Here is a 26,559-nt window from a genome sequence, read left to right on the forward strand (position 1 = left end):
GTCAAATTACTTACGCAGTTCGACGCGACGGTTTTGAGCCCAGGACTGCTCGTCGTTGCCGGTAGCAACTGGACGCTCTTCGCCGTAGGAAACCAGTTCCAGCTGAGCTGGGGAAACACCTTGCAGAACCAGGTAGCGTTGAACGGCTTTCGCACGACGCTCGCCCAGTGCCATGTTGTACTCGCGAGTACCACGTTCGTCGGTGTTGCCTTCCAGAACAACGCGAGCGCCGTTAGCTTTCAGGTCTTTGGCGTGCACGTCCAGGGAGCGCATGGCTTCTGGCTTCAGGTCCGAACTGTCGTATTCGAAGTAGAAGGTGGTGATTGCGCGCAGAGCAGCTTCTTCGCTCAGGGAGCCGTCAACAGCACCCGAGTTGGCGCCGTAACCAGCGTTAGGATCAACAGCAGCACCGCCTGCACCGGCATTGTCGCCGCCTTTGGACGAGCAACCTACAGCTACAGCCATGGCCAGAGCCAGCGCAGCAAATTTACCAAACTTCAGCATTTCCATCTTGAAACTCCTAATGAACCCCAGTGTGTTAAGCAAATCGTGTAGCGCCGCGTCAGTTCAGGTAAGGGGACCAGGAAGGTTCTCTGACTTCGCCTTGAGCGGTAGGAAGCGGGAGCCTTACGCGTCCGTTAATGGACACGAGCATCAAGACTCCCCGGCCCTGCTGGCGGGTGGCGTAGATTACCATGGTGCCGTTGGGCGCAACAGTAGGCGACTCGTCAAGGTTGCTATCTGTGAGGATTTTTACGCTACCGCGGGCCAAATCCTGCACTGCGACCTTGAAATTCGTGAAGCCGTCCTGCCGGTGAATCATTACCAGCGTCTTTTCATCGGCTGACAATTTCGGGTTGGCATTGTAGTTACCCACGAACGTAACACGTTCGGCACCGCCGCCATTGATGTTCGTCTTGTAGATCTGTGGCTTGCCGCCACGGTCCGACGTGAAGTATAGCGTAGACCCGTCCTTGCCGAAGAAAGGTTCTGTATCAATAGAAGAATCGTTGGTGACGCGGCTCAACTGACGCGAAGCCAGATTCATCACGTAGATTTCCGGGTTGCCATCCTTGGACAGAACGAACGCCAGCTTGCTGCCGTCCGGGGACCACGCAGGTGCGCCGTTCAGGCCTTCGAAGTTGGTGATCTGCTCACGGCGGCCGGTATCGATATGCTGAACGAAGATGCGCGGACGCCTTTGTTCGAACGATACGTAGGCGATGCGCTTGCCATCCGGTGCGAAACGCGGCGACAGAATCGGCTCACGGGATTGCAACAGGGTTACCGCACGAGCACCGTCGTAATCCGAACGCTGCAAGGTGTAACGCGTATTGCTCTCCGAGAAACGCTCGGCGGTCACGTACAGCATGCGGGTCGAGAACGCACCCTTGATACCGGTGAGTTTCTCGAACGACTGGTCGGCAATGTAATGCGCCATGTCGCGCAGCTGATCGTTAGTACCGGAAACATTGCCGGTCAGTACTTGCTGCTCGGTAGCCACGTTGAACAATGCGTACTGAATCTGCAGACGTCCGCCGGCAGGCGTGATGTTGCCGACCATGACGTACTGGGCACCCAGCGCTTTCCAGTCACGGAAAATGACTTCGCTGGCCTGGGTCGGCAAGCTGATCATGTTCTGTTTTGGAATCGGCGCGTAATAACCGGAGTTGCGCAGGTCGTTGCTCACGATCTCCGCCATGTCTTCCGGCAATACACTGCCGCCCTGCCAACCGAATGGCACAACTGCGATTGGAGCAGCGCGGTCACTGCCGCTGGTGACCAGAATGTTCTTTTCTTCTGCCGCAACCATTCCGGATGCGAAACAGAGAACGACCAGCAGTCCTCGAAAAAGGTTGATCACAAGGCTAGATCTCCAGGTGTGAATGTCATCTTGAATGAACGATAGGGAGCGAAGTCAGCCGGCTTCAGACCCTGCATTTCTGTCAAACGTCCAATGTTCTTCACCGCTGCAACTGCAGAGCTGTCAAACGGCCCGTCACCACTGGACTTGGCAATCGATACGGAAGCAATCGTACCGTCCGGCAACATCCCTATCTGCAACGTTACCGACATGTTGTTACGTGCCGACGGTGGACGACTCCAGCCCTCGGACGCCCGAACACGAATCAGGTCATCGAAACTGCCTGCCGTTTCATCGCCCCGCTCGTCTGCCAGAGCCTGTTGCCGCTCCGGTTTGTCGGACAGCAAATCGGCCAGTGCCTGCGCCTTCTTGTCTTCAGCAGATTTACGAGCTGCTTCCTGCGCCTTTTTGGCGGAATCGGCAGCGGCTTTTTTCTTCGCGTCCTCGGCAGCCTTTTTCTTGGCGTCTTCTGCGGCCTTTTTCTTGGCCTCATCAGCAGCCTGTTTCTTGGCTTCCTCGGCAGCAGCTTTCTTGGCGTCTTCCTCGGCTTTTTCTTGGCCTCGTCTTCAGCCTTTTTCTTGGCTATGTCAGCCAGCTGTTTTTCTTCAACCTTTTTGGCATCAGCGACCTTCTTGGCCTCGTCGGCTTTCTTGGCATCGTCAGCCTTTTTGGCCTCCTCTGCTTTCTGCTCGGACTTTTTGGCTTCGTCGGCGGCTTTTTGCTCTTCGGCTTTTTGAGCCGACTCTTCTTTCTTTTGTTCCGCAGCTTTTACAGCTTCCTGTTTAAGCTGCTCGATCTTTTTCTGCTCCAGCTGTTCGACTTCAGTCTGTCGCGCAGCAGTTTTCTTCGCCTCACCGGCAATCTTCTGGTTGGTCTGGGTTGTGGCCTGGCTCTTGGATTTGAGCTGATAGAGCGTTGCCTGAACGATAGGCTTGGCTTCGGGCAGATCCGGAGTCATGGCAAAACTGACGAACAGCATGCCGAAAATCAGGATATGCAATGCCACGGCCCAGACACTGGGCCAGAAGTAGCTTTCCGAGGCGGACGGCTCTCGAATCGGCTGCATCAGGGTGCCTCGGTAATCAAGCCAACATTCCCGACCCCGGCTTTCTGCAGTCCGCCCATCGTGCCCATGACCGAGCCGTAATCGACGGTCTTGTCACCACGAATGAAGACCTGCGTCTGCTTGCCTGCGTCACGACCGGCAGCGACGATTTTGGTCACCGCCGCAGTCAGTTGCGGCAGGGTCATTGCCTTGTCCATCTGCTTGTCGGTATCGACTTCGCTGCCAAGGTTCCAGTAATAGGTCTTGTCAGCCTTGATCGAAATGGTCAGGACCTGATTGTTGTTGTCCTGCGGCAAAGCCTCGCTGGAGACCTTGGGCAAGTCGACCTTCACGCCCTGGTTGATCATGGGAGCCGTCACCATGAAAATCACGAGCAACACCAACATCACGTCGATGTAAGGCACTACGTTCATTTCGGCAACCGGCTTGCGTTTCCTGCGACGATCTCGAGCGATTAAAGCCATGGGGGATTACCTGCTCACTCTTCGCTGGTATGCACTTTACGGTGCAGGATGGCCTGGAACTCGTCAGCAAACGTGTAGTAACGGCTGATCAAGGTCTCACTGCGCGCGGCGAAACGGTTGTAGGCAATAACGGCCGGGATGGCTGCAAACAGGCCGATGGCCGTTGCAATCAGTGCTTCGGCGATACCCGGCGCTACAGTGGCCAGCGTTGCCTGCTGGGCAGTTGCGAGACCGCGGAAGGAGTTCATGATCCCCCATACAGTACCGAACAGGCCCACATAAGGGCTGGTGGAACCTACAGTTGCCAGGTAAGGCAGACCGGCTTCGAGCTTTTCTTCCTCGCGGGAAATCGCAACACGCATGGCGCGCGCCACACCTTCCATAACCGCATCAGGATCGACGCCGGACTGCTGACGCAGACGGGAGAACTCCTTGAAACCGGCGCGGAAGATCTGTTCGACGCCCGAGTCCGGATCAGGGTTGCTGCCTGCCTGACGGTACAGTTTCGACAAGTCGATACCGGACCAGAAGCGCTCTTCAAAGCTGTCCAGTGCACGCCGACCTGCACGCAGCATGTTGCTGCGCTGAAAAATCACGATCCACGAGGTGACCGAAGCGGCCACCAGAATCAGCATTACCAACTGAACAACAATGCTGGCATTGCTGACCAAACTCCACATGGAGGAATGGTCGACGACGTTAGCTTCCACGCTTTATCTCCTGCTCTGAATGTATGCCCGCGCCGCTCTGGTCGGCAAAGGCCGCTCGCAAAGCTTCGGGAATGGCCCGGGGTTTAAAACTATCGGCGCGTACACACGCCACCAGGAACTGCCCTTCGCAGAGCAGTGTTGCATCTGACGCCCGCCTGATCTGCTGTGTAAAACGCAGGCTGACGCGATTCAATTCGGTTACTTCTGCACTGACAAGCAGCTCGTCATCCAGCCGCGCCGGCTTGTGATAACGCGCCTCACTGGAGTGCACGACAAATAAAAGGTTTTCCTGCGCCAGTTCGGACTGGGCAAAGCCCAGATCCCGTAGCCGCTCGGTACGAGCCCGCTCCATGAATTTCAGATAATTGACGTAGTAGACGATGCCGCCAGCATCGGTGTCCTCGTAATAAACGCGACAGCGATGTGCGAACGACTGAACCCCGTTTTGCGCGCGCATACTCTAGTGCTTACTCCTCAGGTTGCCAATCGGGTCAGGCAACTGTTTTTCAACGTTTTGCCACTTGTTTACCGGTATCGGCTGCAAGACTGGCAATGTGACCACGCCAGGCAGGAATAAATTGCAAACCATTGCTATAAATCCGCAGGATCATCGACAAAATCACCCGCCGCCGGCATCTCACCCATTCTCGCGGGAATGTTCAACCCGAAATGCAGATACGCATGACGGGTGACCACGCGCCCGCGGGGTGTGCGCATGATATAGCCTTGCTGGATCAAATAGGGCTCCAGCACGTCTTCAATTGTGTGACGCTCTTCGCTGATGGCCGCCGCCAGGCTGTCGACACCCACCGGGCCGCCGTCGAACTTCTCGATCATGGTCAGCAGCAGGCGTCGATCCTGGTGATCGAAGCCGTGCTCATCGACATCCAGCAGATTCAGCGCCTTGTCAGCCGTCTCACGGGTAATCTGCCCATTGCCACGCACTTCGGCGAAATCCCGTACGCGACGCAGCAAACGATTGGCAATACGCGGCGTACCACGCGCACGCCTGGCGATCTCGAAAGCGCCCTTCGGCTCGATGACCAGGCCGAGAATGCCTGCCGAGCGCGACACGATCGTCGACAGATCAGCAATGTTGTAGAACTCGAGACGCTGCACGATGCCGAAGCGGTCACGCAGCGGATTGGTCAGCATGCCGGCGCGAGTGGTCGCCCCCACCAGCGTGAATGGCGGCAGATCGAGCTTGATGGAGCGCGCTGCGGGACCTTCGCCGATCATGATGTCGAGCTGAAAGTCTTCCATCGCCGGATAAAGCACTTCTTCGACAATCGGTGACAGGCGATGAATCTCGTCGATGAACAGCACATCGTTGGGCTCAAGATTGGTCAGGATGGCGGCCAGGTCACCCGGCCGCTCAAGCACCGGGCCTGAGGTGCTTTTGATCGACACGCCCATTTCCTGGGCAATGATGTTGGCAAGCGTGGTTTTACCCAGGCCGGGCGGGCCGAATATCAGCGTATGGTCCAGCGCCTCGTTGCGGCCCCGGGCAGCCTGGATAAACAACTCCATCTGCTCGCGCACGGTAGGCTGACCTATGTAGTCCGCCAGGCTCAGGGGCCGGATGGCACGGTCCATCTGCTCATCGCGATCACGGCCACCAGCGGCGGTTATCAGGCGGTCGGCTTCTATCACTTAACCCATCCCCTTCAACGCACGACGAATCAGATCTGCACTGCTCAAGTCTTTTTCCTTGATCGCGGAGACTGCCTTGCTGGCCTCCTGAGGCTTGTAGCCCAGCGAAATAAGCGCGCTCACCGCATCCGACTCGGCCGACGCCACTGGCTCGGGCTGGTTCGGACCATTGGAAACCAGCGCGAAGGTTCCTGGCAATGACTCCCAGGCCTTGAACCGGTCCTTGAGCTCGACCAGCAGACGCTCGGCAGTCTTCTTGCCAACGCCAGGAATGCGGGTCAATGCCGACGTATCCTGTGCCTGAACACAACGCACCAGCTCATCGACTTCAAGGCCGGACATCAACGCCAGCGCCAGCTTTGGTCCGACTCCGTTGAGACGGATCAGCTCGCGAAACAGCTCGCGCTCACGTTTTTCATAAAAGCCATACAGCAGGTGCGCATCCTCGCGGACCACCAGATGGGTGTGCAGCGTCACGGGCTCGCCGACATGCGGCAGCCGATACAGCGTCGTCATCGGTACTTCCAGCTCATAGCCGACCCCGTTGACGTCCAAAACCAGATGCGGAGGCTGTTTTTCAGCCAGAAACCCGCGTAAACGTCCAATCACGTTGCAAATCCTTTCGTATTGCCGATCGCTTGCGCAAAGAAGCTGGATACAGACATCACAGCAACCGCCCGACCTGCAAGTAAAAATATGCGTAAAAATGATGCCATCAGAGCCGCAACCGCCCACCGCGACTGCGCGCAGTTCCCAACCCGTGGGGAATCAGACTGGAGCGCGTATGCGCGTGGCACAGTGCAATGGCGAGCGCATCGGATGCGTCGATCTGCGGTTTCTGGGTCAATTTGAGCAAATGCATGACCATCATCATCACCTGGTCTTTATTCGCGCCGCCGGTTCCTGCCACCGCCTGCTTGACCTGCGTCGCCGTGTACTCGGCGATTTCCAGCGCCTCTTCGGCACCGGCCACGATCGCCGCACCTCTGGCCTGCCCTAGCTTCAACGCAGAATCAGCGTTGCGTGCCATGAAAACCTTTTCGATGCCCATGGTGACGGGACCGTAGGTCTTGATGACCTCTCTGACACCACGATAGACAATCTGCAGACGCTCATGCAGCTCGCCGCTACCGGTGCGAATACACCCCGACGCAACGTAGACGCAGCCACGCCCGGTGTCGCGCACCACGCCATAGCCGGTAATTCGCGAACCGGGGTCGATACCAAGAATAAGAGTCATAACGCCTGCAGCTTGAGAAGATCACGCAAAAACAATGTATGCAGCATAAAGGCAGAAGCCGGAGGCCGATAGCTGCGTGATGATCACGGCCTCGCACCTCCGGCTTCTGACACGGTACTGCCTGTCGGCTGTCAGCCCAACTGCTCCATGACGTCGTCGGGAATTTCCGCGTTCGAGTAGACGTTCTGCACGTCATCCAGGTCCTCAAGCATGTCGATCAGCTTGAGCACCTTTTCAGCGGTTTCCAGATCCAGCACGGCACTGGTCGTCGGCAACATGACGATTTCCGCATCGGCGGCCTTGAAACCTGCAGCTTCCAGCGCGTTACGTACTGCATAGAATCCGGAGAAGGATGTAAACACATCAATCGAGCCGTCTTCGTTGGTCACGACGTCATCGGCATCCGCTTCCATGGCCGCTTCGATCAATGAATCTTCATCGACGCCTGCGGCAAAGGAAATCTGCCCCTTGCGATCAAACAGATAGGCGACCGAGCCGTCGGTGCCGAGATTGCCACCACACTTGGTGAACGCATGGCGAACAGCAGCGGCAGTGCGGTTGCGGTTGTCAGTCATGGTTTCGACCATGACAGCCACGCCGCCAGGTCCATAACCTTCATAACCCAGTTCTTCGACGTCATCGCCGTCAGACGCACCTACGCCACGCGCCACTGCACGATCAATGGTGTCGCGGGTCATGTTGGCGCCCAGCGCTTTGTCCAGCGCCAGACGCAGACGCGGGTTGGAGCCAGGATCACCCCCGCCCTGACGGGCAGCAACAGTCAGTTCACGAATCCACTTGGTGAATATCTTGCCTTTTTTGGCATCCTGACGCTCTTTGCGGTGCTTGATGTTTGCCCACTTAGAATGACCTGCCATTTTTCGCTCCGGATTCTTTTGAAACACTTTCACCTTTCGCCGATGACCAGCATGGCAAAAAGCTTCAATCAATAAGGGACAAATGCAGGGCGTATCCGCGATACGCCCTGCCCGACATCACTCGGCCTTTGGCTGCTCGCGCAGACGGATGTGCAGCTCGCGCAATGCCTTGGCATCGACAACGCCAGGCGCCTGGGTCATGACATCGGCCGCGCTCTGGGTTTTCGGGAACGCGATCACTTCACGGATCGATTGCGCACCGGTCATCAGCATGACCAGACGGTCGAGGCCGAAAGCCAGACCGCCGTGCGGCGGTGCGCCATACTTCAAGGCATCGAGCAGGAAGCCAAACTTCTCCTGCTGCTCGTCTTCGGCAATGCCCAGCAGACGGAAGACCGCCTGTTGCATTTCCTTGCGGTGGATACGGATCGAACCGCCACCCAGCTCGGTGCCGTTGAGGACCATGTCGTAGGCACGGGACAACGCCGTAGCAGGGTTGGCTTCCAGCTCTTCAGGCGTGCACTTGGGTGCAGTGAACGGGTGGTGCAACGCAGTGAAGCTTCCGTCGTCATTTTCTTCGAACATCGGGAAGTCGACGACCCACATCGGCGCCCATTCGCAGGTGTGCAGCTTGAGGTCGTTACCGATCTTGATCCGCAGCGCGCCGAGAGCCTCGCTGACGACCTTGAACTTGTCGGCACCGAAGAACACGATATCGCCATCGACAGCACCCACGCGATCAAGGATCACGTTCAGGTTTTCTTCAGGGATGAACTTGACGATCGGCGACTGCAAGCCTTCCGGCCCTTTCGCGCGCTCGTTGACCTTGATGTAGGCCAGGCCTTTGGCACCGTAGATGCTGACGAACTTGGTGTAATCGTCGATCTGGCTGCGCGCCATGCTGGCAGCGCCCGGCACACGGAGTGCAGCAACACGCCCTTTCGGATCGTTGGCAGGACCGCTGAACACCTTGAATTCCACGCCGGTGAGCTGATCGGCGACGTCCACCAGTTCCAGCGGGTTGCGCAGGTCTGGCTTGTCGGAACCGTAGCGACGCATGGCTTCTTCGAAGGTCATGTGCGGGAATTCGTCGAACTCCAGGTCCAGGACTTCCTTGAACAACTGACGAACCATCTTCTCGGTCAGACCGATGATGTCTTCTTCATTGAGGAAGCTGGTTTCAATGTCGATCTGGGTGAATTCCGGCTGGCGGTCGGCACGCAGGTCTTCGTCGCGGAAGCACTTGGCAATCTGGTAGTAACGGTCGAAACCGGCCACCATCAGCAGTTGCTTGAACAACTGCGGCGATTGCGGCAGAGCAAAGAAACTGCCTGGGTGTGTGCGGCTAGGGACCAGATAGTCACGAGCGCCTTCCGGCGTTGCGCGGGTCAGGATCGGCGTCTCGACATCGAGGAAGCCGTTTTCATCCAGATAGCGACGGATGCTGGTCGTGATGCGCGAGCGCAGACGCAGCTTTTCAGCCATTTCCGGGCGACGCAGATCGATAAAGCGATAGCGCAGGCGCGTTTCCTCGCCCACATCGGAATATTCGTTCAACGGGAACGGAGGCGTCTCGGACTCGTTCAGGACTTCGAGCTCATAACCCAGAACTTCGATGGCACCCGACGCCATGTTGGCATTCACCGCACCGGCAGGACGGGCGCGGACCTTGCCAACAACCTTGACGACGTACTCGCTGCGAACACGGTCGGCAGCGGCAAAGCTGTCTGCACGATCAGGGTCGAACACTACCTGAGCCATGCCTTCACGGTCGCGGATGTCGAGGAAAATCACGCCCCCGTGGTCACGACGACGGTGGACCCATCCGCAAAGGGTAATTTCCTGGCCTTCCAGACTCTCGTTCAGTTGGCCGCAATAATGGCTACGCATCATGATGGTGTTTTCACTTCTGGTAATTCGAAATTCGGTGGGGGCTTTCGCTCCTGGCTTGCACTCGGCAGTGCGAGGCTTTGGCAGCAAGCCAAGGCCGGCGTTGGCACGCGCAGATTCGCGCAGAGTCACGCCCTTCAGCAAAGAGCCACGCCCTTCAGCAAGACGGGAGATTATATAGAGTAAATTGACACCGTGCAGCCGAGAGAACCTATCCGGCCCGGATAAGTTCGTCACGGCCCTGCATTCAAGCGATTGACTCGCGAACGCGGGAAAGCGCAGGCACGCCTGAGCATGCCTGCCTGAATGAGGAGGACACTGATCTAGGCGTGGGAAATATTCACCGGGTCAGCCTTGAGCAGATGCGCGACACAGACCACACGAATCAGACCGCTGAAATTCTTCACCCCTCCGTAGCGCAGGTGGACTTCCCTGTCTATGTAGGACAGCACAGTATTGACCGAGCACTCATTGGAGTTTGCAATACCGGAAAGAACATTCCAGTACACTTTTTCCAGGCGCAGACAAGTGGCCAGGCCGTTTAGCCGAACCGATTTGGAATGAGGCTCTGCCAGCATCATATTAAAATCTTCGACAAAAGGATCATGACGTATTTCCGTCTCTCGATTTAATACTCTTACCTCGCGTTCAACATCTCTGACTATCACAATGGCCACCTTTGAATGACTGAATTTAAAACCACGAAAGAAATATTCAAAAACAAATAAATACGTCATCTATAGAACCGTATTCGAGATTTTATATCCAGCGGGGCCCATACCTTAATAGCGTAGGATATGGCTACAGAAACGAGCGGAATGTAGTTTCGCACTGAAGAGATAGTGGAGAGAAGCGCAACGGAATGATTTTAGAGGGGAATCATGCACTGGATAAAGCCAAGCGCAGCACACAATCCACTGACCTGCGACAGGAGCCTGAAGCACGGGCGATAACCTTGAAACGCCCGTCCAGGCGCACATCTGGAAGCGGGCGAGCGACCCTGACGGCCACTCGCCCCGAGCGTTACCTGAACTCGAGCATCGAGCGCAGCATCCAGGCAGTTTTTTCATGCACCTGCATACGTTGCGTCAACAGGTCGGCGGTCGGCTCATCACTGACCTTATCCAAAAGAGGAAAGATACTACGGGCAGTGCGGACAACAGCCTCTTGACCCTGAACCAGGCTTCTGATCATATCTTCGGCACTTGGCACACCCTCTTCTTCTTTGATGGAAGACAGGCGAGCATAGGTCGAATAAGTACCCGGGGCCGGAAAGCCCAGCGCACGAATACGTTCGGCAATAGAGTCGACGGCAAGTGCCAACTCGTTATATTGCTCTTCAAACATCAGGTGCAGCGTGCGAAACATAGGCCCACTGACGTTCCAGTGAAAGTTATGAGTCTTGAGGTACAGCACATAAGTATCCGAGAGCAGATGCGAAAGACCGTCCACGATCGATTTACGATCTTCTTCACTGATACCGATATCGATTGCCATGTTTCATGCCCTTTTGGTGAGGATTGAAAATCAGTAACGACCCCTACTCTATCAAGAGAAGCGGAGCGGCGCAGCTTTCCGTGGCGCGACGTGGCAGGCGGGCACCGCCAGACGCATATTCAGCACAGCCCTCTCCCGACCATGGCGCATCTCATCTGCGCGCACATCCCGGTACGTTCAGGTGAAAACCACGAGCCACGGCTGGAGCGCTCTGGCCCGGTCGCCGCAGAGGCAGCGTCGATAAAGTGAACGCCGATGACTGCGAAACACTACAGCCGTCATCAATTGCTGATTTGAGTAGGATCAGGCTTTGCTGTTAAATACACAGCGTGTCGCCAATGAGTTGCCATCCAGCGTTGGCGCATAGGCTGGCCAACCGTTCGTGCATCACGCCTCCTCTTGTTCAGAAGCGTACCGGCCGTTACCAGCTATTTCTTGTAATCCTTCTTGCATGTGAGCTTTTTAAAATGTTGAAAATCGTCCATCTGGTAACGGGAGCGGCAGCCTTGCTGCTCTCTTTCATACCCAGCCTGCGCAGTGAAACCCTGTCTCTCTACCTGCAACAGCCCGACGCCCTTGGTCTGGCTTTTTTCGGGTTGCTCAACCTGGTACTCGCTCCGGTGATCCCTTACTGGAACCGAGGCCCACGTCATAATCTGCAAAACCTGGTCAGCGCCTTGCTTGTTATCGCTGTAGTCATACAAACCCTGGTATTACTTGCTCCACTGCCGTTTATCGCAGGCCAACCGGCCATTATGGTGAGCTTGATCATCGCCGTCGTAGCCGTTGCACTGCACCTTGCAGTCAGCTTCTACAGGTCTTACTCACCAGCACCTGCAACTCAAAGCCATGACATGGGCAATCGCGATACAGGCACCGTGAAGTGGTTCAACACGTCCAAAGGCTTCGGTTTTATTTCCCGGGATTCCGGTGACGATATTTTCGTGCATTTTCGTGCCATTCGTGGTGAAGGTCACCGCGTACTGGTCGAAGGCCAACGTGTCGAATTCTCCGTGATGAACCGAGACAAAGGTCTGCAAGCCGAAGACGTCATTGCAGCGCTACCGCGCCGCTGATTCTGCCGAGGTCATAAAAAAACCGCGACACCCTTACGGGCGTCGCGGTTTTTTTTGACTTTATCAATAATGAGGGGGAGGCGCTTCTTCCTCGAATGTTTCGAACTGACTGCCCATTTCCTCCTGACGCTTGAGCATCGCGGCCATTTGCAATTGCAGACGGTCCAGCTCACGACGCTGCGTCACCAACACGTCATTCAGTGTCTGGATGGTATCGTCCTGAAACGCCATACGGCTCTCCAGCTCCATGACTCGCTCATCAAGGTTCATGATCATTCCTCCTCGAATCGAAAATCATCAGCCAGCAATGGCCTGAGCTGCCGACAGATTTCGGCGAACTGCTTATCAGTGTAGGCAACCGCAGGATGCTTGCCCCACACCGGCGCGGGCCAGGCAATATCCGAGCGCTTGCGTACGATGACATGCATGTGCAACTGACTGACCACATTACCCAACGCAGCAACGTTGAGTTTATCGGCATCAAAAGCTTCTTTCAGCACTCTGGACAGTTCGGTTGTCTCTTGCCAAAGCTGCAATTGGTCAGCGGCCTCAAGCTGAAATACCTCGCTGATGTCGGCGCGACGCGGCACCAGGATGAACCACGGATAATTCGTATCGTTGGACAGCAACAGCCGGCACAGCGGGAAGTCGCCAATCGGCAAAGTGTCTTGTTGAAGACGTGAATCCAGAACGAACACGATAAATAGCTCCTGATGCCAGATGAATGTCAGCCAGCCCCGAGGCTGGCGGGCTGCCGCGTAACACTCACAGGATACGCGTGATCCGATGTCGCTTCACCCCCCGGCCTTTTGCGCACCAGCATGTAGCCTGCCTGACAGCAAACGCACCGACTTGACGCCTCCAAAACACCCGCGATACGGCCGAAAACGCCTCTCTGGGAAGGCCTTCCTGTAAAAGACTGCCCAAGTACATGAAAATGAAACAACCCGATGCTCACCATAGGCCTTTATCTGAACGACGCTCCAGGTTCAGGCATTTGCTGGGCAGACTGCACCAAAACAACACACTGATGTTGCGACAGCAACACCAGAGGTTCGTTTTTACACACGGTACGCAGCCTCGGGTAACGTATTTCGAAAAATGTATGAAGGATCGGTCAGAACGCTCGAACGTCACCCAGCTTGTTAAACGAATATAAAATACTTAAAAAACATATACTTAAGAGCAAAAGGCAATCTTGATTCTGATTTTTCACAAAATTTTTTCATTTTCCGGAACTTTGTGCACGCTTGTTGCTTTATCACCCACATGATCCCGGTACCTCTGGCGGAAAACAGAGGTGGAAGGATCAAGGGAAAATGTCTCGCGACCCCGAAGAAAGTTTCTGGCAGGCTGCGCACGGATCAATACGGTCAGGCGCAGAAGGCCACAAGAAACCGGAAAGCCTGAGTGCAACGTTACTGATGCATCATGGAAGGTTCGCCATGCGCAACACCGTAAAGATTCTGAAAGGATAGAGCTGTATCTATCGCAACCCAAGTCAGCGTGATGTAGATTTCGCCGACCAAAAATAGAAAGAGCCGCCCAGATAAAAAAACAGGTGGGACGGCACAAAATCTTCTAAAAACCAAAGGAGCAATCACGATGAGAGTGATGAAGTGGAGCGCAATCGCACTGGCCGTTACTGCAGCCAGCGCCCAACTGGCAACAGCGGCACCTTTCGTAAGCGATCAGGCTGATGCCAAAGGCTTTGTTGAAGGCAGCACCTTTGACCTGAAGTTGCGCAACTATTATTACAACCGCGATAAAAAGGCTGGCGCTGACGACGATCGCGACTGGACCCAAGGTATCTGGGCCAATTTCAGCACCGGCTACACGCAAGGCACCGTAGGTGTGGGCGTAGAAGCATTCGGTTACGCAGGTGTAAAGCTCTGGGGTCCTGACGAGTATTCGGGCTCCGGCAACCTGGTCACCAACTCGAACGGTGACAACGAAAACACTCAAGGCAAACTCGGCGGCGCAGTCAAGTTCCGGGTTTCGAAAACCGAGCTGAAAGTCGGTGACATGCAGCCTACCAGCCCGGTCTTCGCCGTTGGCGGTTCGCGTCTGCTGCCTCAGACTGCAAGTGGTCTGAGCCTGCAGAGCAGTGAAATTACCGGCCTTGATGTCGAAGCCGGTCATTTCTACTCGGGTACCAGCCAGGATGACACGAGCCATAGTGGCGGAATCTTTGCTACTTATGCTGGCGTAGAAGCCAAAACCGCTGACTTCGCTGGCGGCAAATATGCCATCAACGACAGCCTGGGCGTTGCATTCTATGCCGCCAAGCTCGAAGACATCTGGAACCAGTACTACGGCAACGTGAACTACGCACTGCCGCTGGGCAATGATCAGTCTCTGGCATTCGATGCGAACATCTATCGCACGGTTGATGAAGGCAGCGCCAAAGCCGGTTCGATCAGCAACACCGCGTTCTCGGGTTCCGCAGCCTACTCTTTCCTCGCTGCACATACCGTGACCCTGGCGTTCCAGAAGATCAACGGCGACACCCCGTTTGACTACATCGGTATTGGTGACAACAACCGCGGTGGCGACTCGATCTTCCTGAACAACTCGATCCAGTACTCCGACTTCAACGGTCCGGGTGAGAAATCCTGGCAGGTTCGTTATGACCTGAACATGACGCCTTATGGCGTTCCTGGCCTGAGCTTCATGACCCGCTACATCAAGGGTACTGACATCGACGGCACCAACACGCCGGTCAACAGTCCTTACGCTGGCCTGTACGGTGCTGATGGTGAACACCACGAGACCAACCTCGAAGCCAAATACGTAGTGCAAACCGGCGCGGCCAAGGACTTGTCCTTCCGTGTACGTCAAGCATGGCACCGCGCCAACGCCGATCAGGGCGAAGGCGACGTCAACGAGTTCCGCCTGATCGTCGATTACCCGATTTCGATCCTGTAATCGCCATTCAGCACTCGTAAATAGAAGAAGCCCGGCACACGCCGGGCTTTTTCATTCAGCCTGCGAAGCCCGTTTCCAGCCTCTGCAAGCCCGCCCTGCCCTGTACGTCACAGGAACAGCGCCGTACAATGCCAAGTCATATCCAGTCTCAGCAACCGACAACGGCCAACCATGCGCACCAGTCAATTTTTGCTCGCCACACAGAAAGAAACTCCTTCCGACGCGGTCGTGGTCAGCCATCAGCTGATGCTGCGTGCCGGCATGATCCGCAAGCTGGCATCCGGCCTTTATACCTGGCTGCCTATGGGCCTGCGTGTACTGCGCAAGGTCGAAGCCATCGTTCGTGAAGAAATGGACGCCGCTGGCGCACTCGAAATTCTGATGCCCGGCATTCAGCCCGCAGAGTTGTGGCAGGAATCGGGACGCTGGGAACAGTACGGCCCGGAACTGATGCGTCTGGTCGACCGCCACAACCGTGAATTCTGCCTGGGCCCGACCCACGAAGAAGTCATTACCGATCTGGCGCGCAACGAGCTGAACAGCTACAAACAGCTGCCGATCAACATGTACCAGATCCAGACCAAATTCCGTGACGAGATCCGCCCGCGCTTCGGTCTGATGCGTGGCCGCGAGTTCGTCATGAAAGACGCCTACTCGTTCCATGCTGACAACGCATCGCTGCAGGTCACTTATGACCGCATGCACCTCGCGTACAGCAACATCTTCAGCCGCCTGGGCCTGAAATTCCGCCCGGTCGAAGCTGATAACGGTTCGATCGGCGGCGCGGGCTCACACGAGTTTCACGTACTGGCCGAATCCGGCGAAGACGATATCGTGTTCAGCAACGGTTCTGATTACGCGGCCAATATTGAAAAAGCCGAGGCGGTTCCTCGCGAGACGTCTCGCCCAGCTGCTACCGAAGAGCTGCGCCTGGTCGACACGCCGAATGCCAAGACCATCGCACAGCTGGTCGAAGGCTTTGGGCTGCCCATCGAAAAAACCGTGAAGACGCTGGTGGTTCACGCTGCCGAAGAAGGCAAGCTGATCGCGCTGATTATCCGTGGCGATCACGAGCTCAACGAAATCAAGGCAAGCCAGCAAGCGCTGGTCGCCAGCCCGCTGGTCATGGCGTCCGAAGCCGAACTGCGTGATGCAATCGGTGCTGGCGCAGGCTCGCTGGGCCCGCTGAATCTGCCACTGCCCTGCATCATCGACCGCTCCGTCGAGCTGATGAGTGACTTCAGCGTCGGCGCCAATATCGATGACAAGCATTATTTCGGGGTCAACTGGGAGCGTGATCTGCCGGTGCCGACCGTTGCCGACCTGCGCAACGTGGTTGCCGGTGATCCAAGCCCGGATGGCAAGGGTACGCTGGAAATCAAGCGCGGCATTGAAGTCGGCCATATCTTCCAGCTGGGCACCAAGTACAGCGAAGCGATGAAATGCCAGGTATTGGGTGAAAACGGCAAACCGGTCAATCTGGCGATGGGCTGTTACGGCATTGGTGTTTCTCGCGTAGTTGCCGCCGCCATCGAGCAGAACAGTGACGAGAACGGAATCATCTGGAACGACACGCTCGCACCGTTCCAGATCGCACTGATTCCACTGCGCTACGAAACAGACGCCGTCCGCGAAGCGACCGATCGGCTGTACGCCGAGCTGACCGCTGCCGGTTTCGAAGTGCTGCTGGACGATCGCGACAAGAAAACCAGCCCCGGCATCAAGTTTGCCGATATGGAACTGATCGGTATTCCGCATCGTATCGTGGTCAGCGACCGCGGTCTGGCCGAAGGCAATCTGGAATACAAGAGCCGTACCGAGTCGCAACCGCAAGCCATTGCGGTGGCGGATGTGCTGTCGTTCATCCAGGGCCGCGTGAACCGCTGAGCCTAGAAGGCGCACCCCATTGCGGGTGCGTCGCTCATCACTCGCCCATTCCGCATCAGAGATCTCATGTTCAAACGAAGCACCCTAAGCCTCGGCAGTGTCGTCCTGTGCGGCACTTTTCTCGTCGGTGGCTGTGCCAATCAGTTGTCGCAACGCAACGAACACGAAGAGCGCGTCGAGCGCAAATTGCTCGAACATACGCTGCAAGTCGACATCGGCGAACCCAAGACCCTGGAGTTGCCGCAACGTCGCATCCGCATCCACGAACACAAATCCTTCGAGGTCACTGACTTCGAGGTCACCCGACATTATGACCGTTACACCCCGTATCAGCCTTGGCGAGAAATCTACGAGATCCCGCTCGGCGCGGTTGCAGTCGTCGCCGGAGTTGGCGCGAACGTAGCCAATGTGTTCGCACTGGGTAATTTGCCGGAAAGCATGACCAAGGACTGGATTCATTACGGCGTGGCAGGTCTCAACCCATTCATGAATGCTCCTTCGCACGGGCGAGCCGAGCAGAATCTGGCGAGCATCGACGAAGTACAAAAAGACAAACGCATTGAGAACTCTGACCTGCCGTGGAACGAGCGTCCGGTCGTGGTCAAGGCAGGGGCCGCAACGCATGAGCTGAGCACTGATCGCAACGGCGTGTTGCGACTGAATCTGCTGGACAGCCCGTTTGCCGAACAGGATCTGAGCCATATCACTCGCTTGTACATCAGCGTCGAGGATGATCAGGACAGCGCGCACGCCAGCGCCAGCTTGCCGATCAGCCACTCGCTACGCGGCAAGTTACTGGAAGCTCACGCACTGATTTATGACGATCTCGAAGACGATGAGGTCAGCCAGTGGGTACACAGGGTCAAGCGACTCTCCGATCTGGGTCTTGAAGAGGAGGCCAGCGAGCTTGAGCAAAGCCTGATTGAGCTGACACGCAACGATCCGCAGCTGCAAGGCGAGTTTCTCAAGTCGCTGGCCAGAGACGCAGGCCGACTGGTGGCTGTCCCGACTCAAAACGAATGATGTGCCTGGCCGTGTGAGCCCCGGCACAGCCAGCCGTTAACGCGAGAACAATTCCAGCTGTTCGTGCGCTGCACGCAGATCGTGCAGGCGCACCCCGACACCCAGCAGTCGAACCGGCTTGCCGCCACGGGCAAAGGCTTGTGCCAGCAGTTGCTCATAGCTGCCCAGATCCCTGCCAGCCCCGGATTGCTCAAGCGTTGTCTGAGTGAAATCATGGAATTTCACTTTCACGAACGGTTTGCCGGGCCGGTACTGCCCTTCCATTCGGTCCATGCGCGCTGTCAGGGTTTCCAGCAAGGCAGGCAGTTTTTCGAGGCAGGCCGTCAGATCGGGCAAGTCGGTATCGTAGGTATTTTCGACACTGACAGACTGACGGCGACTGTCGTTATGCACCGGACGATCATCTATACCGTGCGCCAGGCTCCAGAGACGCTCACCAAAACTGCCGAACTCGCGCACCAGTGCGAGCTTGCTGCGGCCTCGCAGATCTGCGCAGTCGACGATCCCCAGTCGACCCAGTTTGTCTGCGGTGACCTTTCCTACGCCATGCAACTTGGTCACGGGTAGCGAGGCGACAAAATCTTCAACCTGATCCGGGGTAATCACGAACAACCCGTTGGGTTTCTTCCAGTCACTGGCGATCTTGGCCAGAAACTTGTTGGGCGCCACGCCTGCCGAGACCGTGATATGCAATTGATTCGAAACACGACGGCGAATGTCCTGCGCGATACGCGTGGCACTGCCGGAAAAGTGGCCAGCATCCGACACATCCAGGAATGCCTCATCCAGCGACAATGGCTCGATCAGGTCGGTGTAGTCGCGAAAGATGGTGTGAATTTCGCGTGATGCTTCTTTATAGGCATCCATGCGCGGCTTGACGATCGTCAGGTCTGGGCACAGCTTGAGCGCGTGCCGGGAAGACATGGCTGAGCGTACGCCGTAGGCGCGCGCCTCATAATTGCAGGTAGCAATCACCCCGCGTCGATCAGCCGAGCCGCCCACTGCGAGAGGCTTGCCTGCGAGCTCGGGCTCGTCGCGCATTTCAATGGCTGCATAGAAGCAGTCACAGTCGATGTGGATGATCTTGCGCTGCGTCATGACCTGATGCGTTTCGGAAATCCATGGCCGCGCAGTATCTCACCCGTATCGTCAAGTAACACTTATATGATGCGACAGACTGCCGAAAAATAACGCTGCTGACCCGTAAACGCCATTCTCACGGCCAGATAAACCCGCCACACGGGCGTCAAAGCGCTATCAGCCCGTTGCACTGCCTTGCTAACCGATTGAAGAAAAAGCACTTTTCTAAAACTAACCGTTGACACCTCGCCATCTCTCTGTAGAATGCCGCCACACAGACGCGGGATGGAGCAGTCTGGTAGCTCGTCGGGCTCATAACCCGAAGGTCGTCGGTTCAAATCCGGCTCCCGCAACCAAACATCAAAAAAGGCTACTCGAAAGAGTGGCCTTTTTTGTGCGCGACTGAAAAGTGCTGCTTACTATGCTCTGAAGCTGATTGCGCGGCGTTGCGCAAACGTGTGAAACGGAGCTCAGGCTATGATAGTGCCTGCATCTCTTGCGTATGAAGTAGGCGATAACGCTCCAATGTGTGACGCGGAGCGTCACGAACTGCATTCCCACGCGGAGCGTGAGGAACGAGCGGTACCAGGGAGAACACTTCTCGTTGCTGGGGGCGGGGCGATAGCTATCGCGGTCTGAGCCCCGTTTTTTTGACTCATCGGGACTGGTGTATAACGATGGGCGCTCTACCCGGGCACGCAGTTCCGGACGCTATCCGTCGATCCTGATCACGTCACACGGCGCTCGCTCAACGCCTCATTTATCTGTTTTTTGTATTAAGGGTTGACACTTCGGCGTTCGGCTGTAGAATGCCGCCACACAGACGCGGGATGGAGCAGTCTGGTAGCTCGTCGGGCTCATAACCCGAAGGTCGTCGGTTCAAATCCGGCTCCCGCAACCAAACATCAAGAAAGGCTACTCGAAAGAGTGGCCTTTTTTGTTTCCGATCGAAAAAGCCTTCAGGCACTGGCTAACTGTCTGACAAAAAAGGCTTTTTCCTCTGCCCTTTGAAACCCTATCATCACCGCTGTAACGTAATGTGATCGGCGACGACAGTTTTTGCAGGCGCTGCCGATAGGCTGTTACTAAGCTGAATCACTACTGAACCACAGCTGAACAGCTTTACCCGGTTTGAATCGTTATTCGCTCGTTAGACGTTGACGCGCTAACATCCTGAAATATTTTTTGCGTAGGGATTGGTAACTTGGCTGTATACCTCCATCCTGTCGCGCACGATCCAAGGAGTGATTGATGCGCGACAACACGTCAGATTCCCATAAAGCAGTTGATGCCGAACCACCCAGCACCCCACCGCGCCTGCACTGGCGGGAGCTGCTAAGCAAATACCGACAGCCTATCGGGCTGGCGGTGATGCTGCTGTTGTTCGGCCTGGCCTTGATTGCTTGCCGCCATATGCTGGTCGAAATGGACTGGTATGCGCTGCACGATTCGCTGTTCGCGGTCCCCCTGCCCGCTCTGGGCGGTGCATTGCTGGCTGCGGTGGTTGGCTACGTCATCCTGATGGGCTATGAACTGTCCGCCAGTCGGTATGCCAATGTCGACCTTCCCGTAAAAACGCTGCTGCTCGGCGGTTTCACTTCATTTGCCATCGGCAATGCGGTGGGCCTTTCGATGCTGTCTGGCGGATCGGTGCGTTACCGCCTGTATTCACGCTATGGCGTGGGCGCGATCGAAATTGCCCGGATGACTGTGTTTGCCAGCCTGTCGCTGGGCTGCGCATTGCCACCACTGGCTGCACTGGCGACGCTGAGCAACCTGTCTGGCGCGTCGCTGGCGCTCAAGCTTCCGGTGGAAATTCTGGCTGTAGTTGCCACAGCGGTACTGGCTGGCAGCCTCCTGCTGGCGGTCTTTATTTACCGCCGTCGCTTGCCGGAACAGGACATCCCGCACAACATCCTGGTCCGCCTCGGTCGCCGCACTCTGCGTCTGCCGGACTTGAAGCTGACCCTGATCCAGCTGGTGATTACCGCACTGGACGTTGCCGCTGCAGCGATGGTGCTTTATCTCTTGCTGCCGCATGCGCCGCCGCTCGGCGCATTCATCCTGATTTACCTGTTGGCTCTCGCTGCGGGCGTACTCAGCCATGTGCCGGGTGGCGTCGGCGTGTTCGAGGCGATCCTGCTGGCGGCGTTTGCCAACGAACTGGGCGCTGCGCCGCTGGCAGCTGCGCTGCTGCTGTACCGCCTGATCTACGTGGTACTGCCGCTGTTGCTGGCCTGTCTGACCCTGTTGTTCACCGAAGCCCAGCGCCTGCTACCCACCAAACAGGCCATGCGCGTCGCCTCGGGGTTGGCGGCGCCCATTCTGGCACTCCTGGTTTTCTTGTCGGGGGTGGTGCTGCTCTTCTCTGGTGCCACCCCTGAAATCGATACCCGACTGGAAAACGTCGGCTTCATGATCCCGCACCGACTGATCGATGCCTCGCACTTTGGTGCCAGTCTGGTCGGCGTGCTGTGTCTGCTGCTCGCCCAAGGCTTGCGCCGACGGCTTTCAGCGGCGTGGATGCTGACGGTGATTCTGTTGTTGGTGGGCGCACTGCTGTCGATGCTGAAGGGTTTCGACTGGGAGGAAGCCAGCCTGCTGCTGTTGACCGCTGGCCTGCTGGCAATCTTCCGTCGCTCGTTTTATCGCCCGAGCCGCCTGCTGGAGTTGCCGTTCTCGCCGCTCTATCTGATCGCCAGTATCTGTGTGGTCGGTGCCTCGATCTGGCTGCTGCTGTTCGCTTATCAGGACGTGCCCTACAGCCACCAGCTCTGGTGGCAGTTCACACTCGATGCCGACGCTCCGCGTGGCCTGCGCTCAGCTCTGGGCAGCGCAGTGCTGCTGGTCGTGGTGTCCTTGACCTGGCTGCTGCGCACCGCGAGACCGGTGATCAAGCTGCCCGACCCCGAGGATCTGGACAAGGCAGCTGAAATTCTCAAGGCCTCCAGCCAACCCGATGGCGGACTGGTGCTCACCGGTGACAAGGCGATTCTGTTTCACCCGGCGGGCAACGCGTTTCTGATGTATTCGCATCGCGGACGCAGCTTGGTGGCGCTGTACGACCCGATTGGACCGACTCAGCAGCGCGCCGAACTGATCTGGCAATTCCGCGACCTGTGCGACGTGCACCATGCCCGCCCGGTGTTCTACCAGGTGCGCGCAGAGAACCTGCCGTTTTACATGGACATCGGCCTGACCGCCATCAAGCTCGGCGAAGAAGCGCGCGTTGACCTGCGACGTTTTGACATCGAAGCCAAGGGCAAGGAAATGAAAGACTTGCGTTACACCTGGAATCGGGGTGGACGCGATGGTCTCTCGCTGGAAATCTACGAACCGGGCCAAGCGCCGCTCGATGAATTGAAAGTGATTTCCGATGCCTGGCTGACCGGCAAGAACGTGCGCGAGAAAGGCTTCTCCCTCGGCCGCTTCAGCCCCGGGTATCTGAAATATTTCCGCATTGCCATCGTCCACTTTCAAGGCAAGCCCGTCGCCTTTTCCAACCTGCTGGAAACCACCAGCCCGGAACTGGCCAGCCTTGACCTGATGCGCTCTCACCCGGATGCACCGAAGCTGACCATGGAGTTCATGATGGTTGGCCTGATCCTGCATTACAAAGCCCAAGGCTATGCACGCTTCAGCCTGGGCATGGTGCCGTTGTCCGGCCTGCAACCTCGACGGGGCGCGCCGATCACCCAGCGCCTGGGTTCGATGATCTTCCGTCGTGGCGAACAGCTTTACAACTTCCAGGGACTGCGCCGCTTCAAGGACAAGTTTCAGCCCGACTGGGAACCTCGCTATATGGCCGTGCCTGCCGGACTCGATCCGCTTGTCGCACTGGCTGACACCGCCGCCCTGATTGCGGGCGGCCTGACTGGATTGGTGAAACGCTGATGATTCGACGCTCCTGGCGCCTTTTGCTTGCAGTACTGGTAATTGTTCTTTTAGCCGTAGCTTTGGGAATATGGATCTGGAACCGCCCCGCTCCACCTGCATCGCTGGAACACCTGAACCTGGAAGGCGGCGCGCCGCTGACCAGCGTGACACCGGCTACCCGCGTCAAAACCCGCATTGCGCTGGCCGTGACCGCTGAAGAGATGCTCACCGACAAGCAATTGCTGGCCGTCAGCAAAGACGCGTCGGCACGCATCATTCAGGTGGTGTTGCCCAAGGATGACTGCGTCCTGCAACAGAAGACCTTTCAGGCGGCGCTGGAGAAACTGGACGGCCCGGCACAGGTTGTCGGCGGCATAGGCCCTGGTGCAACACTGGCGTGGCGCTGGCTGGCCGAACAGACCGATGACAAGGCCCAGGCCATTTCGGTGGGCTTTGCGCTTGAGCACGTCTCCAATCCGCCGCCGGTTCTGGAAGAGGACGAGAAACCGCCACAGATCTGCGACGTACCATTGCCGCAGAAAGCGCCGCACGGGCACTGGCTGGCAGCATGGAACGATGCTCCGGATGATCCGAGTGCGGCCTTCGTGCGCGATCAGACCAATGCCGACACCAGCATCAGTGACTACGACATTCCCCTGCCGCAGGTTCTCAACACTGAGCTGCGCCATCTGCTGCTCGGCGAGAACGACAGCGGTGGCCTGGGCATTCCAGTCGTGGAAGTCCCGGCCAGCCAGCCGTCCGATACCGTGACGTTGTTCATGTCCGGCGACGGCGGCTGGCGCGACCTGGACAAGGTAGTGGCGGGTGACATGGCCAAGATGGGCTATCCGGTGGTTGGCATCGACGTGCTGCGCTACTACTGGGAGCACAAGACCCCGGAGCAGACCGCCGTGGATCTGACCGACCTGATGAACCACTACCGGCAGAAATGGGGCACCAAGCGTTTCATCCTGGCAGGTTACTCATTCGGCGCGGACGTCATGCCGGCGATCTACAACCGTCTGGCCGCGGACGACCAGAATCGGGTCGACGCGATCATTCTGCTGGCCTTCGCCCGCACCGGCAGCTTCGAGATTCACGTCGACGGCTGGCTCGGCAACGCAGGCAAGGAAGCGACCACCGGGCAGGAAATGGCAAAACTACCCGCTGCCAAGGTGTTCTGCGTCTATGGCGTCGAAGAGAAGAAGGACAGCGGCTGCACCGACACCACCGCAGTCGGCGAGGCCGTTCAGTTGCCCGGCGGTCATCACTTCGATGAAGACTACCCGGCACTGGCCAAACGCCTGATCGACGCCATCAACAAGCGTCAGGGCAAGGCCGCTGCCCAGTAAGCGTTTGCTTACGGAAAGCTGAAGGCACAAAAAATCCCGGCACCGTGAGGTTGCCGGGATTTTTTTGTCTGCACGTCAGGGCTTATGCCTGCACGTTTACATCTCGACCTGCGTACCCAACTCGATCACACGGTTGAACGGCAGTTTGAAGAAGCGCAGGTTGCCGTTGGCATTCTTGAGCATGAAGGCGAACAACGCCTCGCGCCAACGGGCCATGCCATCCATCTTGGACGGGATCACGGTTTCTCGACTGAGGAAGTAGGTGGTGCGCATCGGACTGAAATCCAGCTCGGCCAGGTGACACAACGTCAGTGCAGCAGGCACATCCGGCTCGTCAATGAAACCGAAGTGCAGAATGACCCGATAGAAGCCTTCCCCGTAGGACTCCACCTCGAAACGCTGTGCGGCAGGCACACGCGGCGTGTCTTCATACACCACTGTCAGCAGCACCACCTGCTCATGCAGCACTTGGTTATGCAGCATGTTATGCAGCAGCGCATGAGGGACGGCGTCCGAACGTGCGGTCAGGAACACCGCCGTACCTTGCACGCGATGTGGCGGCTGCACGCGGATGCTGCCGATGAAGATCGGCAATGGCAGCCCGCCCTCATCGATACGCTCGGCCAGCAGTTGTTTGCCACGCTTCCAGGTGGTCATGAGAATGAACAGCACCGCACCGGCAAGCACCGGGAAAGCGCCGCCCTGGAAGATTTTCGGCACGTTGGCTGCGAAGAACAGACCGTCCACCAGCAACAGGCAGATCAACAGCGGCACGGCCAGCAAAGGCGGCCACTTCCAGAGCATCAGCATGACCGTCGACACCAAAATCGTGGTGCAGAGCATGGTCCCGGTGACCGCAACGCCATACGCAGAAGCCAGCGCCCCGGACGACTCGAAGCCGATGACCAGCATGATCACACCCGCCATCAGCGCCCAGTTCACAGCGCCGATATAAATCTGGCCTTGCGCGTCGCTGGACGTGTGCTGAATGTGCATCCGCGGGATGTAACCCAGTTGAATGGCTTGCAACGTCATCGAGAACGCGCCGGAAATCACTGCCTGGGAGGCGATGATGGTCGCCATGGTCGACAGCCCGATCAGCGGCAACAGCGCCCAGCCAGGCGCCAGCAGGTAGAACGGGTTACGTACCGCTTCAGGGTTACCCAGCACCAACGCGCCTTGCCCGAAATAGTTAAGCAGCAGCGCGGGTAATACGAGGATGAACCAGGCGCGGGAGATCGGTTTGCGGCCAAAATGCCCCATGTCGGCGTACAGCGCTTCGGCACCGGTCAACGCCAGCACGACAGCGCCCAGAATGGCGACGCCGATCCCGGGGTGAATGATGAAGAAATGAACGCCCCAAGCCGGGTTGACGGCCTTCAGTACTTCAGGTGACTGCATGATGCCGTAAACACCCAGCGCACCCAGCACCAAAAACCAGATCACCATGACCGGCCCGAATAACACCCCGATACGCGCGGTGCCATGACGCTGGATCAGAAACAGCCCCACCAGCACAATCAACGCCATGGGCACGATCCAGTGATCAAGTCCGTCGAAGGCCAGCTCCAGCCCTTCCATCGCCGAGAGTACCGAGACCGCCGGGGTGATCATGCTGTCGCCGTAGAACAGCGCAGCACCGAACAGGCCGAACACCACCATCATCATTTGCAGCCGGGGATGCTTGGCCGATGCACGACGCGCCAGCGCCATCAACGCCATGATGCCGCCCTCGCCCTGGTTATCCGCACGCAGTACGAACGCCATGTACTTGAAGGACACGACCCAGATCAGCGACCAGAAGATCAGCGACAACACGCCAAGTATCGCGTCGTGGGTGACCTCCACACCGTAGCCACCCTGAAACACCTCTTTTAGGGTGTACAGCGGGCTGGTGCCGATGTCCCCGTAAACCACCCCCACTGCTGCGATCAGCAGCCCTATGGGCTTCGCAGTGCCTCCGGCCTCGGCATGACTGTTTGCTTGACTCATCCACTACTCCCGGAAAACAGACATGAGGTTCAACAGACTGTGAACATCACAACGCGTAACAATTCAGATTCAGCCAGACATTG

The 26,559-nt window shown here is 57.2% G+C and carries 22 protein-coding genes, 2 tRNA genes and 1 pseudogene; 8 read left to right on the forward strand and 17 right to left on the reverse strand.

Annotation, left to right across the window (positions count from 1 at the left end):
• Positions 1 to 6: 6 nt before the first annotated feature.
• The 13 genes and pseudogenes from pal to I9H07_RS16435 form a co-directional block, all read right to left on the reverse strand.
• Positions 7 to 510, reverse strand: a complete 504-nt coding sequence (pal, locus tag I9H07_RS16375; RefSeq protein WP_003314369.1) for a peptidoglycan-associated lipoprotein Pal — start codon at positions 508 to 510, stop codon at positions 7 to 9.
• A gap of 52 nt (positions 511 to 562) precedes the next feature.
• A complete protein-coding gene (gene tolB / locus I9H07_RS16380; RefSeq protein ID WP_223862785.1) occupies positions 563 to 1,813 on the reverse strand; it encodes a Tol-Pal system beta propeller repeat protein TolB in 1,251 nt (416 codons plus the stop codon).
• A gap of 47 nt (positions 1,814 to 1,860) precedes the next feature.
• Positions 1,861 to 2,930, reverse strand: a pseudogene (gene tolA / locus I9H07_RS16385) (cell envelope integrity protein TolA).
• Positions 2,930 to 3,394: a protein TolR gene (tolR, locus tag I9H07_RS16390; protein WP_002554654.1), complete on the reverse strand. Its 465-nt coding sequence runs from the start codon at positions 3,392 to 3,394 to the stop codon at positions 2,930 to 2,932. Before tolR ends, tolA begins: the two are co-directional and overlap by 1 nt.
• Positions 3,395 to 3,408: 14 nt before the next feature.
• Positions 3,409 to 4,104, reverse strand: coding sequence for a protein TolQ (gene tolQ, locus I9H07_RS16395; protein ID WP_002554655.1), 696 nt, complete (start codon positions 4,102 to 4,104; stop codon positions 3,409 to 3,411).
• Positions 4,094 to 4,561 (reverse strand): tol-pal system-associated acyl-CoA thioesterase, encoded by a 468-nt coding sequence (gene ybgC / locus I9H07_RS16400; protein WP_024672418.1) that lies wholly within the window; start codon positions 4,559 to 4,561, stop codon positions 4,094 to 4,096. The genes tolQ and ybgC overlap by 11 nt, the downstream gene beginning before the upstream one ends.
• Before the next feature lie 134 nt (positions 4,562 to 4,695).
• Positions 4,696 to 5,757, reverse strand: coding sequence for a Holliday junction branch migration DNA helicase RuvB (ruvB, locus tag I9H07_RS16405; RefSeq protein ID WP_024672419.1), 1,062 nt, complete (start codon positions 5,755 to 5,757; stop codon positions 4,696 to 4,698).
• The gene (gene ruvA / locus I9H07_RS16410; protein WP_024644445.1) at positions 5,758 to 6,366 is read right to left on the reverse strand and encodes a Holliday junction branch migration protein RuvA; all 609 of its coding nucleotides are present in this window, start codon (positions 6,364 to 6,366) and stop codon (positions 5,758 to 5,760) included. It abuts the gene before it with no gap.
• Between the two features lie 106 nt (positions 6,367 to 6,472).
• Positions 6,473 to 6,997, reverse strand: coding sequence for a crossover junction endodeoxyribonuclease RuvC (gene ruvC, locus I9H07_RS16415; RefSeq protein WP_024672420.1), 525 nt, complete (start codon positions 6,995 to 6,997; stop codon positions 6,473 to 6,475).
• A gap of 131 nt (positions 6,998 to 7,128) precedes the next feature.
• Positions 7,129 to 7,875 (reverse strand): YebC/PmpR family DNA-binding transcriptional regulator, encoded by a 747-nt coding sequence (locus tag I9H07_RS16420; RefSeq protein WP_024672421.1) that lies wholly within the window; start codon positions 7,873 to 7,875, stop codon positions 7,129 to 7,131.
• 117 nt (positions 7,876 to 7,992) lie between these two features.
• Entirely contained in the window at positions 7,993 to 9,768 is a 1,776-nt protein-coding gene (aspS, locus tag I9H07_RS16425) for an aspartate--tRNA ligase (RefSeq protein ID WP_024672422.1), read from the reverse strand.
• Between the two features lie 320 nt (positions 9,769 to 10,088).
• Complete coding sequence (locus tag I9H07_RS16430; RefSeq protein WP_024672423.1) at positions 10,089 to 10,436, reverse strand: ribbon-helix-helix domain-containing protein; 348 nt, start codon at positions 10,434 to 10,436, stop codon at positions 10,089 to 10,091.
• A 352-nt stretch (positions 10,437 to 10,788) separates the two neighbouring features.
• Positions 10,789 to 11,262: a Dps family protein gene (locus I9H07_RS16435; protein WP_058824093.1), complete on the reverse strand. Its 474-nt coding sequence runs from the start codon at positions 11,260 to 11,262 to the stop codon at positions 10,789 to 10,791.
• A 467-nt stretch (positions 11,263 to 11,729) separates the two neighbouring features.
• Here I9H07_RS16435 and I9H07_RS24895 point away from each other — a divergent pair, with 467 nt between their 5' ends.
• The gene (locus I9H07_RS24895; protein ID WP_024644440.1) at positions 11,730 to 12,338 is read left to right on the forward strand and encodes a cold-shock protein; all 609 of its coding nucleotides are present in this window, start codon (positions 11,730 to 11,732) and stop codon (positions 12,336 to 12,338) included.
• A 63-nt stretch (positions 12,339 to 12,401) separates the two neighbouring features.
• Here I9H07_RS24895 and I9H07_RS16445 read toward each other — a convergent pair whose 3' ends face one another.
• Entirely contained in the window at positions 12,402 to 12,608 is a 207-nt protein-coding gene (locus I9H07_RS16445; RefSeq protein WP_024644439.1) for a SlyX family protein, read from the reverse strand.
• A gap of 2 nt (positions 12,609 to 12,610) precedes the next feature.
• Complete coding sequence (locus I9H07_RS16450) at positions 12,611 to 13,036, reverse strand: HIT domain-containing protein (protein WP_058391758.1); 426 nt, start codon at positions 13,034 to 13,036, stop codon at positions 12,611 to 12,613.
• Between the two features lie 907 nt (positions 13,037 to 13,943).
• Between I9H07_RS16450 and I9H07_RS16455 the strand changes: the two genes are divergently transcribed.
• From I9H07_RS16455 to I9H07_RS16465, 3 genes are all read left to right on the forward strand, one after another.
• Positions 13,944 to 15,266: an OprD family porin gene (locus I9H07_RS16455; RefSeq protein WP_236425469.1), complete on the forward strand. Its 1,323-nt coding sequence runs from the start codon at positions 13,944 to 13,946 to the stop codon at positions 15,264 to 15,266.
• A gap of 171 nt (positions 15,267 to 15,437) precedes the next feature.
• Positions 15,438 to 17,153 carry a proline--tRNA ligase gene (locus tag I9H07_RS16460; protein WP_024672427.1) on the forward strand — a complete coding sequence of 572 codons (1,716 nt, stop codon included), beginning with the start codon at positions 15,438 to 15,440 and terminating at the stop codon, positions 17,151 to 17,153.
• A gap of 66 nt (positions 17,154 to 17,219) precedes the next feature.
• Positions 17,220 to 18,176: a hypothetical protein gene (locus tag I9H07_RS16465; RefSeq protein WP_058824095.1), complete on the forward strand. Its 957-nt coding sequence runs from the start codon at positions 17,220 to 17,222 to the stop codon at positions 18,174 to 18,176.
• Positions 18,177 to 18,212: 36 nt separating this feature from the next.
• On the opposite strand, the gene dinB is transcribed toward I9H07_RS16465, so the two are convergent.
• Entirely contained in the window at positions 18,213 to 19,274 is a 1,062-nt protein-coding gene (gene dinB / locus I9H07_RS16470; protein ID WP_236425468.1) for a DNA polymerase IV, read from the reverse strand.
• A gap of 261 nt (positions 19,275 to 19,535) precedes the next feature.
• Between dinB and I9H07_RS16475 the strand changes: the two genes are divergently transcribed.
• From I9H07_RS16475 to I9H07_RS16490, 4 genes are all read left to right on the forward strand, one after another.
• Positions 19,536 to 19,612: transfer RNA gene (locus I9H07_RS16475), tRNA-Met, on the forward strand.
• 468 nt (positions 19,613 to 20,080) lie between these two features.
• A tRNA-Met gene (locus tag I9H07_RS16480) sits at positions 20,081 to 20,157 on the forward strand.
• Positions 20,158 to 20,507: 350 nt separating this feature from the next.
• Complete coding sequence (gene mprF / locus I9H07_RS16485) at positions 20,508 to 23,150, forward strand: bifunctional lysylphosphatidylglycerol flippase/synthetase MprF (RefSeq protein ID WP_058391753.1); 2,643 nt, start codon at positions 20,508 to 20,510, stop codon at positions 23,148 to 23,150.
• Positions 23,150 to 24,484, forward strand: a complete 1,335-nt coding sequence (locus tag I9H07_RS16490; protein ID WP_058824096.1) for a virulence factor family protein — start codon at positions 23,150 to 23,152, stop codon at positions 24,482 to 24,484. Before mprF ends, I9H07_RS16490 begins: the two co-directional genes overlap by 1 nt.
• A 96-nt stretch (positions 24,485 to 24,580) precedes the next feature.
• Here I9H07_RS16490 and I9H07_RS16495 read toward each other — a convergent pair whose 3' ends face one another.
• Entirely contained in the window at positions 24,581 to 26,476 is a 1,896-nt protein-coding gene (locus I9H07_RS16495) for a potassium transporter Kup (protein WP_024675595.1), read from the reverse strand.
• Between the last annotated feature and the right edge of the window lie 83 nt (positions 26,477 to 26,559).

The organism is Pseudomonas syringae, from assembly GCF_023278085.1.
Taxonomy (GTDB): Bacteria; Pseudomonadota; Gammaproteobacteria; order Pseudomonadales; family Pseudomonadaceae; genus Aquipseudomonas; species Aquipseudomonas syringae_Q.